Below are 11,986 nucleotides of genomic sequence, written 5' to 3' on the forward strand. Positions count from 1 at the left end.
TCAATTTCCGTCGAGCGGCATGCCCCATTGCCGCGCGGTCTGCATGATCCAGTCCCGGTATAATGTCAGCGGCGTCACGCCGGTCAGTCCGCCACAGCCGTCGGTGACGTTTGGGCCGGTGGACCAGGAAATGACGCCGATCACGGCAGGCCCCGCTTGCTGCTGCTCGAACGCGGGTCCGCCGGAATCTCCGGTGCAGGCGCCGAGTCCGGGCTTCGTACCTTGTGTCACCGGATCGACCAGCCTGATCTGCAAGCTACCGGGTTTGCCCGTGGCGACGAGGGACGCCGTTCGAACCACGCCGCCGCTCTTGCCGTCGCCTCTGATCGTGACGCCGATGCCTGCGATGGCAAAGGCATTGCCGGCATCGAGCGGCAGCTGCGGGACGCCGAGCATCGCGGGCGAGCGATCCCTGGCCGGTACATCGAGCTCCAACAGCGCAACATCGGCGGTCGCACGATGCGCCAGAATCGATTGGATGTTGAAGGCGGGATGCACCGCGACGCGTCGGACCATCTTGAGCTGCGGCTTGCGCTCGCGATCATATTCCACGATGCGGTAGTCGGCACCGGGCTGTACGCAATGTCCGGCCGTCAGCACCAGCTTCGGCGCGATCAGCGTTCCGCTGCAGAAATTGCCGCGCGAGCCGACGATGGTCACGACTGAACGGCCGACGGCATCGTTCGAAGACGGCGCGCCGCCGACGATGGCAACGGCGGGCGAGATACTGAGCAGCAAGACGGCTGCGCTTCTGAGGACGAGCTTCATCGTATTCAGCCATAGCGTCTGGCGCCGATATCGCCAAGCAGTACGCTGCGTGCTAGCGATGTCGCTGCAGGACAATCGGCGAGGAAATGATGGTCGAGGCGGTGATTTTTGATTTTGGCGGGGTGCTGACGACTTCGCCCTTTGAGGCGTTCGCCCGGTTCGAACAGGAATGCGGCTATCCTGCCGACATCATCCGCAACACCAACGCCGCCAATCACCTGGAAAACGCCTGGGCGAAATTCGAACGCGCCGAGATCGATCTCGACGCCTTCGACCGCCTGTTCGCGGAGGAATCGCTCGCGCTCGGCGGCGCCGCGGTGCGCGGCAGGGAGGTGCTGCCGCTGCTTGCGGGCGACCTGCGCCCGGACATGGTCGAGGCGCTGATGCGCATCGGCGAGCAGTTCAAGACCGGCTGTATCACCAACAATCTGCCGGCCAATGCGATCGGCAGCCAGGCCGGGCGCTCGCTCTATGTCGCCGAGGTGATGGCGCTGTTCGACCATGTGATCGAGTCCGCCAAGATCGGGCTGCGCAAACCCGATCCGCGCATCTACCAGATGATGACCGAGGCGCTCGGGGTTCGTCCCGAACGCTGCGTCTATCTCGACGATCTCGGCGTCAATCTGAAGCCCGCTCGCGAGATGGGGATGACCACGATCAAGGTTACGAGCGCGGCTCAGGCGATCGCAGAGCTCGAGACCGCAACGGGGATGAAGCTGAGCTAGTCCTGCGTTATTGTGAGCGAACCAAAGCAATCCAGCGTCACACAAAGAGGCTGGATTGCGTCGGCGCATGCGCGCCTCGCAACGACGAAGGGTTAATAGTTGCTCTGCTTCGCCCGCTCCGGAAACGCGGCCGCGAGCGAGGCGCTATCCGCATTCAGCACGCCGCGCTCGGTGATGAGGCCGGTCACCAGCCGCGCCGGCGTCACGTCGAAACCGTAATTCGCCACGGGCGATCCCGGCGGCACGATGCGCACGGTCTCGATCCGCCCGTCGGCGGTTCGGCCGGTCATATCGGTCACCTCGCTGGCGCTGCGCTGCTCGATCGGGATCTGCCGGCCGTCGGCCACCGCGAAGTCGATGGTCGGCGACGGCAGCGCGACATAGAACGGCACGCCGTTGTCGTGCGCCGCCAGCGCTTTCAGATAAGTGCCGATCTTGTTGCAGACGTCGCCATTGGCGGCAACGCGGTCGGTGCCGACGATCACAAGATCGACCATGCCGTGCTGCATCAGGTGCCCGCCGGTATTATCCGGAATGACGGTGTGCGCGACGCCATGATGGCCGAGCTCCCACGCGGTCAGCGAGGCGCCCTGGTTACGTGGCCTGGTCTCGTCGACCCAGACATGGATCGGAATGCCACGATCAGCAGCGAGGTAGATGGGGGCGGTCGCCGTACCCCAGTCCACGGTCGCGAGCCAGCCGGCATTGCAGTGGGTCAGTACATTGACCGGCTCGCCCGGCTTCTTTTGCGCGGCAATCGCCTCGATCACCTCCAAGCCGTGCTGCGCGATGCCCTGATTGATGACGACATCCTCGCCGGCGATATCGACAGCACGGGAATAGGCGGCGCCTTGCCGCTCCGACGGCGCCAGCCGGCGCAGCATCGCGGCCATGGTGTCGAGCGCCCATTTCAGGTTGATCGCGGTCGGCCGCGTCGCCAGCAGCATCTGGTAGGCACGGTCGATCGCCTGGTCGGAGCGGTCGTCACGCATGGCGAGCGCCATGCCGAAGGCGGCCGTAGCGCCGATCAGCGGCGCCCCACGCACCAGCATCGTGCGGATCGCCTCCGCGGCTTCCTCGCAGGTGGTCAGCTTAGCAACGACGAATTCATGCGGCAGCCGGCGCTGGTCGATGGCGGCGACCGACCAGCCGTCGGCGTCGAGCCAGATACTGCGGTAATGCCTGCCGTCGACCTTCATCCGCGCGTCCTCCTCTCAGGGCTGGCTCCGCAACACCCGTCCTGCCACTGCATCGAGCTTCTTGAGCAGTTCAGGATCGCGGGCCTCCGGCGCCGTGATCAGCGCCGCATCGAGCGCCCGGTCCGAGCCGATCGGACAGGCCTCATGTTCGCGCGGGAATTCCTGCGCGAGCCGGGCAACGAGAGCCTTGGCCTTCTCCGCATTCGTCGTCAATACGCGGATGATGTCCTGCACGGTCACTGCGTCGTGGTCCGGATGCCAGCAGTCGAAATCCGTGACCATCGCCACGGTCGCGTAGCAGATCTCGGCTTCGCGCGCGAGCTTCGCCTCCGGCATGTTGGTCATGCCGATCACGGAATAGCCAAGCTGCTTGTAGGTCATGCTCTCGGCATAGGTCGAGAATTGTGGACCTTCCATGCAGACATAGGTGCCGCCGCGCCCGATCGGAATGCCTTCCGCTTCCGCCGCTGCGGCCAGATGGATGCGCAATCGCGGCGACACCGGATGCGCCATCGACACATGGGCGACGCAGCCCTTGCCGAAGAAGGAGCTCTCGCGCTTGTAGGTCCGATCGACGAACTGATCCACCAGCACGAATGTGCCGGGCGGCAGATCCTCCTTGAACGATCCGCACGCCGACAGCGACACCAGATCGGTCACGCCGGCCCGCTTCAGGACGTCGATGTTGGCCCGATAATTAATGTCCGAGGGCGAGAGCCGATGGCCCTTGTCATGGCGCGGCAGGAAGACGATCGGCAGGCCGGCGATCACGCCTCGGCGCAACGGCGCAGAGGGCTCGCCCCAAGGGCTGGCGATCACCTCGTCACGTGCATTCTCAAGTCCCGGGAGATCATAAATCCCGGACCCGCCGATAATGCCGAGAACTGACTTTGTCATGCTCACCCCATCTCACGTCCGGGGATAAGCTATGCCAGCTTTGATCGGATTTGAGAACCGGCGGCGAGAGGTCCACCCGAAGATGTGACCCTCGTGAGCGCATCAGACAGCGGTGGCGGCCTGCAACTGGCCTGAGACCAGCCGCTCCAAAGTTGCGATCGACTGGAAGTTCTCCGGCGTGATCTGCTCTTGCGGAATGGTGAAGTCGAACTCGGCCTCGACCGCAAGCATCAGGTTGACCATGTCCATCGAGGTGAGCCCGGCGTCGACCAGCAGCACTTCGGGGGAGAGTTCGGCCGAAATGGAGTTCTGCGCGAGAATCCCGCGCACCAACGCCACGATCCTGCTGCGAACATCGGTTTCCGCCCCTTGCATATACGCCCTCTCAACTCTCACAATTTCCGAAAATCTATCGCGGTATGCCCACCCGAAAATAACGCGACCATGTTGTAAAATCAGCCGCGCGCGTGGCGGCTTTCTCTCGCATTTGATCTTAAGGCTAACATCTTGGTGACAATTTGCCGAAGCGAAAGAACCGGAAGTTAACCGCCGCGCCCGGATTAGATCGTGTTTACCCTGAATTTCGTCGACGTATTTGAATCAAATCCATACGCTGACGAGCAACAATGAGCGGTCCGAGTATCGGCTTGGCGTCCCCGCGGATGCCGGCGCTGAGCTCCAGTGCCGGCAATCGGAGGCCAGATCGGGTCATGAACGTCCAGGATACCGCACTTCATCACCCCACGCCGAGTGACGGCGGACATCTGTTGCACGATCGCGGCTCGTTGTTCCTGCAACGGATGTCGGCGGTTGCCGCACAGGCCGCGGCGGAAGCGGACGAGGTCGATCGGCAGGGGCGCTTTCCCAAGGCTGCGATCGATGCCGCGCGCCAGCAGAAGCTCCTGGGAATGCAGATCCCGGTCGAGTTCGGCGGCTTCGGCGCTTCGGTGCAGGATATCGCCGAGGTCTGCTACACGCTCGGCCGCGCCTGCGCTTCCACCGCAATGATCTTCGCGATGCATCAGACCAAGGTGGCGTGCCTGGTTCGGCACGGCCGTGGCAGCCCTTACATGGAAGCCCTGATGCGGCGTGTCGCCTCCGAACAGCTCCTGCTGGCGTCCTCGACCACCGAGGGCCAGAATGGCGGCAACATCCGCGCCAGCGCCGCTGCGATCAGCCGCAGCGGCGACGAGATTAGCCTGCTCCGCGACGCCACGGTAATCTCCTACGGCGCGGAAGCCGACGGACTGGTCACGATTGCGCGGCGCGCCGATGATGCTGCCGCATCCGACCAGGTGCTGCTGGCCCTGACCCGGGACGATTATTCGCTGAAGTCGACACTCGGCTGGGAAACGCTCGGCATGCGCGGCACCTGCTCGACCGGCTTCGAACTGAAGGTGCATTGCCCCGCGGATCGCATGTTCGCCGAACCTTATGACCGCATTCACACCCAGACCATGACGCCGTTCGCGCATTTGACCTGGTCTTCGGCCTGGGCCGGAGTCGCGGCCGCTGCCGTCCAGCGCGCCCAACGCTTCATCCGCAAGGCGGCACGCAGCGCCGGCGGCCAGACGCCGCCCGCCGTAGCGCATTTCACCGCCGCCAGGATGTCGCTTGCCAAGCTGCGCGCGTTGATCGCGACCAATATGGATGCCTTCATGGCCCGCGAACATGACGAGCGCGCACTGACCTCACTGGACTTCCAGTCCTCGATCACCCTGCTCAAGGTCGAGACCTCCGAACTCGCGGTCGAGACCGTGATGCGGGCAATGCGCGCCTGCGGCCTGTCCGGCTATCGCAATGACGGCGAATTCACGATCGGGCGCCACCTGCGTGACGTGCTGTCTGCACCGATCATGATCAACAACGACCGCATCCTCGCCAACGTCGCGACATCGAGCCTGATGAGCGCCATTCCCACCTCGCTGCACGACTGACGATTCCCATTTCAAGCCCGATCTTTGCATTAGGACCTTTTAAGATGACCATCCCTGTCCTGCGGCAATCGCCAGAAGTTACGCCGCAGCCGGCTGATCCGTTGGATCACCTCGCCGATAAGCTGTTCCACCGGATGGGCGCTGATGGCGTCTATGCGCGGACTGCGCTCTATGAGGATGTGGTCGAACGTCTGGCCGCACTGATCACACGCCACCGCGAACCCGGCACCGAGGTGATGCGCTTCCCGCCGGTGATGAGCCGCGCGCAATTGGAGAAATCCGGCTACCTCAAGAGCTTTCCCAATCTGCTCGGTTGCGTCTGCGGCCTGCACGGCACCGAGCGCGACATCAATGCCGCCGTCAGCCGCTTCGAGGCAGGCGGCGACTGGACCACGTCGTTGTCGCCGGCCGACCTCGTGCTCTCGCCGGCCGCTTGCTATCCGGTCTATCCGATCGCTGCGAGCCGCGGCCCGCTCCCCGAGAACGGCCTTCGCTTCGATGTCGCAGCCGACTGCTTCCGCCGCGAGCCGTCGCGGCACCTCGACCGGCTGCAGTCGTTCCGAATGCGCGAATATGTCTGCATCGGCACTCCCGACGATGTCTCCGGCTTCCGCGAGCGCTGGATGGTCCGCGCGCAGGCGATCGCCCGCGATCTCGGCCTGCCCTTCCAAGTCGATCAGGCCAGCGATCCCTTCTTCGGCCGTGTCGGCCAGATGAAGGCGGTGAGCCAGAAGCAGCAATCGCTGAAATTCGAACTGCTGGTGCCGCTGCGCTCCGAAGCGCAGCCGACCGCCTGTATGAGCTTCAACTACCATCGTGATCATTTCGGCACGACCTGGGGTATTTCGGATGCAAACGGCGAGCCCGCGCATACAGGCTGTGTGGCGTTCGGAATGGACCGTCTGGCGGTTGCGATGTTCCACATTCACGGCACCGACCTCAGCCGGTGGCCGTCTGACATCCGCGAGATGTTAGGTCTGGAGCCGCAGACGACGAGTACGGACTGACATTCGCCGACGCAATGCTCGCAATACAGTCGTTGGCGCGGCCGCCAGATGAGTTCGCTGAAACCCACGATCCGCTGCCGGGAGATCACGCCGGCCGATCTCGAAGCGGTCGCGGATCTGCTCACGCGGGGCTTCTCCGGACGACGGCGCAGCTACTGGCTGGAGGGCCTGCATCGCCAGGCTGCGCGTGAGATCCCGGCGGGCTATCCGCGCTTCGGCTATATGCTGGACCACGACGGCACGCCGGTCGGCGCGCTGCTCTTGATCTACTCCGAACGCAAATCCCAGGCGCAGCCGCAAATCTGGTGCAACCTGTCGAGCTGGTACGTCGCGCCTGCGTTCCGCAACTATGCGCCGATGCTGACCAAGATCGCACAGCGGCTTGGTCACGTCAGCTACGTCAATATCAGCGCCGCGCGCACGACCTGGCCGATCATCGAGGCGCAGGGCTTTCGCGCCTATTGCAAAGGGCTTTTCCTTTCGGTCCCGGCCTTGTCGCCCACGGGACGAGGGGCGCGCGTCGAGATCGTGAGCAGCGATTCCGCCATGATTGACGGCCTGCCCGCCGATGAGGCGGCACTTCTGCTCCGGCACGCGCGATACCGGTGCCTGAGCATAGTGGTTCGCTCCGAGCGCGGCACGATTCCGTTCGTGTTGCAGCCGGCCAGGATGCGCCGCGGCTTGATTCCTCTGCCGGCCATGCAGCTGGTTTATTGTCGCGATGTCGCTGACTACGCGGCCTGTGCCGGTGCCATCGGCCGGTTCCTGGCCAAGCGCGCAAAGATCGCGGTCCTGATCGATGCCAATGGTCCCCTGCTCGGATTGGTCGGCCTCTACACCGAGCGGCGCGGCCGGAAATATTTCAAGGGACCACGTCGCCCGCGGTTGGGCGACCTCAGCGATACCGAACTGGTCGTGTATGGGCCGTGACCCTACGCAGCAAGCTTCGTTCCATGCGCGTGGTCCCAGTACAGCTTGCGCGCCCGGCTGTAGATCGGCCCGATCGAAAGGCTCCGGTCGTCGATCCGGATCACAGGAGCCACTTTGGCGAAATTGCCGGCCGAGAAGATCTCATCGGCCTGGAGAAAGTCCTCATAGCGCAGCGTCGTCTCGACCACAGCCACACCGTCGCTGCGCAACAGCTCGATGATCCGCTGCCGGGTGATGCCGTTGAGGAACGTGCCGTTTGGCGCAGGCGTATACACCACGCCGTCCTTGACCATGAACACGTTGGCGTTGCCGAACTCCGCGACGTTGCCGAGCAGATCCAGCATCAGACAATTGTTGAAGCCCCGAGAGGCGGCATCTAGCAGCGCCCGTGAATTGTTCGGATACAGGCACGCCGCCTTGGCGTCAACCGGCGCGCATTCGGACGTCGGGCGGCGGAAAGGTGAGAGCGTGATGGCGTTACCGGTCGGCTGCGGCATCGGCGCCTCATAGATGCAGAGACACCAATTGGTGGTCTCGGGATCGAACAGCACACCACCGCCGGCGCCGTGCTGTGCCCAATACATCGGCCTGATATACAGTTCGGCATTGGGGCTGAACCGGGCGATACCTTCGCGCGCGAGCCCGATCCAGCTTTCGACATCGATCACCGGCTTGAGCCGGAAATTGGTTGCGGACTGATTGACCCGGGCGCAATGGCGATCGATATCCGGCGTCACGCCTTCGAAGGCCCGCGCACCGTCGAACACGGTGGAGGCAAGCCACGTCGCGTGCGTCCGCACGCCCATGATCGGGGCATTGCCCTCGTGCCATTCTCCTTCAAAGAAGGTCCAGGTTTGCGAATAGCTGACCGGCTTGACGATGTGGCTCATGATGGCTCCTCGCAAAGAGGTTTGACGCGCTTTCCATCACTTCTCGCGCGAATGTTTTAACGATTTGCTTGTCTAGCCTGCGTGGCTCACGATCGATTCACGGTTGACCGGCAGAATGGATGCGGACTCTTCTTCACCGGATCCGCCATGCCTCTCGATCCCCGTGCTCAGCGCCTGCTCACAATGATGGCTGCTGGCTCCCCCGCCACGCGGCAGCGGACATCGGCTGACGAGCGCAGGCAGTCGCTGGCCAAGCTGATGCAGTTCGCACGCGCCGATCTCGACCGCGTGACCACGGTAGACGGCACACTGCCAGGTCCCGTCAGCCAGCTTTGCTATCGGCTCTATACGCCGGCCGATCGGGTGGATGAGCCCCTTCCCGGCTTCGTCTTCTTTCATGGCGGCGGCATGGTGGCAGGCAGCATCGAGACCCATCACCGGTTCTCTGCGGCGCTCGCGCTTGCAATCGGCTGCCGGTTGATTTCGATCGACTATCGCCTGGCTCCCGAACACAAATTCCCTGCGGCCATCGAGGATGCGATCGCCGCCACCGCGTTCATCTGGCGCAACGCTGCTTCGCTCGGAATCGATGCCCGCCGCTTGGTGGTCGGGGGCGATTCCGCTGGCGCCGCGCTTGCCGCTGTCGTCTGCCAGCAGGCGCGACAAACCGCGGCTGTCTCCATTGCGGCGCAGTGTCTGATCTGCCCTGTGCTCGACTTCGCCGGCGCGTCAGCCTCGCGCGCCGCCTTCGCCGAAGGCTATCTGATCGACCGGACAACCCTGCAATCCGATCTTTCGGATTACCTGCCGGCTGGCGCAGATCTTGCCGATCCCAGGATATCGCCGCTGCGCGCCGCTGACGTTGCCGGCCTGCCGCCGGCGATCATCCACACCGCCGAGTTCGACCCGATGCGCGACGAAGGCAATGCCTATGCGCAGCGGCTGACGTCTGCGGGCGTTGCCGTCGCGCATGTGTGCCATGACGGTATGGTCCACAATTTCCATGCGATGGGCGCACTGCTGCCGCAGGCACAGGCTGCGCTGACCCAACTCGGAGAGCAGGTCAGGCAGCTGCAGGGAATACCGCCGATGAATTGATTAGGTTTCGGCGGGAGTCCCTCGGCGAACGTGGCGCCGCGCTGGAGTTTGTTAGGGTTATTTTGTCGTTGTTGTCGCGAATTATTGTCCGCTTCACTCCTCGCCTCTACCAAGGCAAGAAGCGCGGATTGCATCTCGGCGGCCTATGCAACGCGCGAAGCGGAGTTCGACGATGCGCAGCGAGACCATTGCCATTCACGCCGGCTACGAGGCCGACCCGACCACCAAGGCGGTTGCCGTTCCGATCTACCAGACCGCGGCCTACGCCTTCGATAGCGCCGACCATGGCGCCGCGCTGTTCAATCTCGAAGCCGAGGGGTATCGCTACAGCCGGATCTCCAATCCGACCACAGCGGTGCTCGAGAAGCGCGTCAGCGAACTGGAAGGCGGCGTCGGCGCACTCGCCGTCGGGACCGGCCAGGCGGCGCTGCATTTTGCCTTCGTCAACCTTGCCGACCATGGTGGCAACATCGTCTCCGTGCCTCAGCTCTATGGCACCACGCACACGCTGCTGGGCCACATTCTGCCGCGCCAGGGCATCGTCGGACGTTTCGCGGAAAGCGATCAGCCCGATGCGATCGAACGGCTCATTGATGAAAATACCAAGGCGGTGTTTGCGGAGACGATCGGCAATCCGGCCGGCAATGTCTGCGACATCGAGGCCCTCGCCAGGGTCGCTCACCGCAACGGCGTGCCGTTGATCGTCGACAACACCGTGGCGACGCCGATCCTTCTGAAGCCGTTCGATTACGGCGCCGATATCGCCGTTCATTCATTGACCAAATTTCTGGGCGGCCACGGCACCACCCTCGGCGGCATGCTCGTCGACAGCGGCAATTTCCCCTGGAAGCAGCACGCCGACCGCTTTCCCGCCTTCAGCCAACCCGACGCGTCCTATCATGGGCTGGTTTACACCGATCATTTCGGCAGAAGCGCCTTCATCCAGCGGGCGCGCAGCGTCTATCAGCGCACGATGGGCGCGGTGCTGTCGCCGTTCAACGCCTTCCTGCTGCTGCAGGGCATCGAGACGGTGGCGCTGCGGATGGAGCGCCATGTCGAGAATGCGCAGAAAGTCGCCGAATTCCTGCGTGACGATCCGCGCGTCGCGTGGGTGAACTACGCGGGATTCCCGGATAGTCCCTATTATCCGCTCGTGCAGAAATATCTCGGCGGCAGGGCATCGTCGCTGTTCACGTTCGGCATCAAGGGCGGCCTCGAAGCGGGCAAGGTCTTCTACGACTCGTTGAAACTGATTACACGCCTCGTCAATATCGGCGATGCCAAGTCGCTGGCGTGCCACCCGGCGTCGACCACGCACCGGCAGATGTCGGCTGAGGAGCAGCGCAAAGCCGGCGTGTTGCCGGAAACCATCCGGCTGTCGATCGGCATCGAGCACATCAGCGACATCATCGAGGACCTCGACCAGGCGCTGGGCCAAGCGGCTTCACAACAGGCCCGACCGGCGGCGGCTGAATAGCGCAAGGCCATGACGCTGCTGTTCGACCGGCACCGCTCGATCGCAGGCTCCACAGCTGCGCCTGCCAGCGCCGATGGCGACGGGCGTTCAGGCGAGCCGGTCGAACTGACGATCGGGCTGATCAACAACATGCCGGACGGCGCGTTGAAGGCGACCGAGCGGCAGTTTGTGCGGCTGCTCGAGACCGCCGCCCCGCCACGCGTGCGAATCCGGTTCCGCTGCTTCGCCTTGCCCTCGATTGCCCGCTCCCCGGCCGCGCAGACGCATATCGCAGGCACCTATGCCGACATCGCCGATCTCGATGGAGCGCAGATGGATGGGCTCATCGTGACCGGCGCGGAACCGATCGCGGACGACCTGCGTGAGGAGCCTTATTGGCAGGAGCTTGCGGCGGTCGTCGATTGGGCGAAGACAAATACGCGCTCGACCATCTGGTCCTGCCTCGCCGCCCATGCCGCCGTGCTGCATCTCGACGGCATCGCGCGGCGGCCGCTCGGCGCCAAGTGTTCGGGCGTCTATGACTGCGCCAAGGTGGCCGAAGACCAGATGACGCAGAATATACGGTCGGCGCTCAAGGTCTCGCATTCTCGCCTCAACGCGGTGGACGAGCAGGATCTCGTGCATTGCGGCTATCGGGTCCTGACGCGATCGGACCAGGTCGGCGTCGACGTTTTCGTGCGCGACATGCCGAGCCGCTTCATTTTCTTCCAAGGCCATCCTGAATACGATGCGCTGTCGCTGCAGCGGGAATATATGCGCGACATCGCGCGCTATCTTTCGGGGGAGCGCGACGACTACCCGAACATTCCCGCATCCTATTTCGATACGGCGACGGAGGAGGTGCTGAGGCGCTTCGAATTCCGGGCACGGGCGAGGCGCGACCCCACCCTCGCCGCAGAGCTGCCGGGGCTGAAGCTGCGCACTGACCTTGCCGCCGGAACGGCCGCGACACTGCTCCTGAAGAACTGGATCGATCTCCTCGTCCAGTCCGCATCGACAGCGGGGCCGTGAGGCAGTCCGCCTCTCAGGAACACTCCACACCTGCTCGGACATCCACA

At 63.9% G+C, this 11,986-nt stretch carries 12 protein-coding genes; 7 read left to right on the plus strand and 5 right to left on the minus strand.

Annotated features, from left to right (window positions below):
* On the minus strand, positions 1–768 hold the full coding sequence (locus QX034_RS10385; protein ID WP_315728187.1) for a S1 family peptidase: 768 nt from the start codon (positions 766–768) through the stop codon (positions 1–3).
* A gap of 86 nt (positions 769–854) precedes the next feature.
* Here QX034_RS10385 and QX034_RS10390 point away from each other — a divergent pair, with 86 nt between their 5' ends.
* Positions 855–1,493, plus strand: a complete 639-nt coding sequence (locus tag QX034_RS10390; protein ID WP_315728185.1) for an HAD-IA family hydrolase — start codon at positions 855–857, stop codon at positions 1,491–1,493.
* Between the two features lie 92 nt (positions 1,494–1,585).
* On the opposite strand, the gene mtnA is transcribed toward QX034_RS10390, so the two are convergent.
* From mtnA to QX034_RS10405, 3 genes are all read right to left on the minus strand, one after another.
* Positions 1,586–2,692, minus strand: a complete 1,107-nt coding sequence (gene mtnA, locus QX034_RS10395; RefSeq protein WP_315702659.1) for an S-methyl-5-thioribose-1-phosphate isomerase — start codon at positions 2,690–2,692, stop codon at positions 1,586–1,588.
* 15 nt (positions 2,693–2,707) lie between these two features.
* Positions 2,708–3,589 (minus strand): S-methyl-5'-thioadenosine phosphorylase, encoded by an 882-nt coding sequence (locus QX034_RS10400; RefSeq protein ID WP_315728183.1) that lies wholly within the window; start codon positions 3,587–3,589, stop codon positions 2,708–2,710.
* A 102-nt stretch (positions 3,590–3,691) separates the two neighbouring features.
* Entirely contained in the window at positions 3,692–3,964 is a 273-nt protein-coding gene (locus QX034_RS10405; protein WP_315702657.1) for a phosphopantetheine-binding protein, read from the minus strand.
* A gap of 335 nt (positions 3,965–4,299) precedes the next feature.
* Between QX034_RS10405 and QX034_RS10410 the strand changes: the two genes are divergently transcribed.
* The 3 genes from QX034_RS10410 to QX034_RS10420 are packed head-to-tail and all read left to right on the plus strand — an operon-like array spanning position 4,300 to position 7,463.
* On the plus strand, positions 4,300–5,526 hold the full coding sequence (locus QX034_RS10410; RefSeq protein WP_409977710.1) for an acyl-CoA dehydrogenase family protein: 1,227 nt from the start codon (positions 4,300–4,302) through the stop codon (positions 5,524–5,526).
* 44 nt (positions 5,527–5,570) lie between these two features.
* Positions 5,571–6,533 (plus strand): amino acid--[acyl-carrier-protein] ligase, encoded by a 963-nt coding sequence (locus QX034_RS10415; RefSeq protein ID WP_316195356.1) that lies wholly within the window; start codon positions 5,571–5,573, stop codon positions 6,531–6,533.
* A gap of 48 nt (positions 6,534–6,581) precedes the next feature.
* Positions 6,582–7,463, plus strand: a complete 882-nt coding sequence (locus QX034_RS10420; RefSeq protein WP_315702655.1) for an acyl-CoA acyltransferase — start codon at positions 6,582–6,584, stop codon at positions 7,461–7,463.
* A gap of 2 nt (positions 7,464–7,465) precedes the next feature.
* Here QX034_RS10420 and QX034_RS10425 read toward each other — a convergent pair whose 3' ends face one another.
* Entirely contained in the window at positions 7,466–8,353 is an 888-nt protein-coding gene (locus QX034_RS10425; protein ID WP_315702654.1) for a branched-chain amino acid aminotransferase, read from the minus strand.
* Positions 8,354–8,500: 147 nt separating this feature from the next.
* Between QX034_RS10425 and QX034_RS10430 the strand changes: the two genes are divergently transcribed.
* The 3 genes from QX034_RS10430 to QX034_RS10440 all read left to right on the plus strand — a co-directional run bounded on the left by QX034_RS10430 (position 8,501) and on the right by QX034_RS10440 (position 11,939).
* Positions 8,501–9,451, plus strand: coding sequence for an alpha/beta hydrolase (locus QX034_RS10430; protein ID WP_315702653.1), 951 nt, complete (start codon positions 8,501–8,503; stop codon positions 9,449–9,451).
* 172 nt (positions 9,452–9,623) lie between these two features.
* On the plus strand, positions 9,624–10,928 hold the full coding sequence (locus QX034_RS10435) for an O-acetylhomoserine aminocarboxypropyltransferase/cysteine synthase family protein (RefSeq protein WP_315702652.1): 1,305 nt from the start codon (positions 9,624–9,626) through the stop codon (positions 10,926–10,928).
* Between the two features lie 9 nt (positions 10,929–10,937).
* Positions 10,938–11,939: a homoserine O-succinyltransferase gene (locus QX034_RS10440; protein ID WP_315702651.1), complete on the plus strand. Its 1,002-nt coding sequence runs from the start codon at positions 10,938–10,940 to the stop codon at positions 11,937–11,939.
* Positions 11,940–11,986: the final 47 nt, after the last annotated feature.

Origin of the sequence: Bradyrhizobium sp. SZCCHNR3119, assembly GCF_032487775.1 — a bacterium.
In the GTDB taxonomy this organism is placed as follows: Bacteria; Pseudomonadota; Alphaproteobacteria; order Rhizobiales; family Xanthobacteraceae; genus Bradyrhizobium.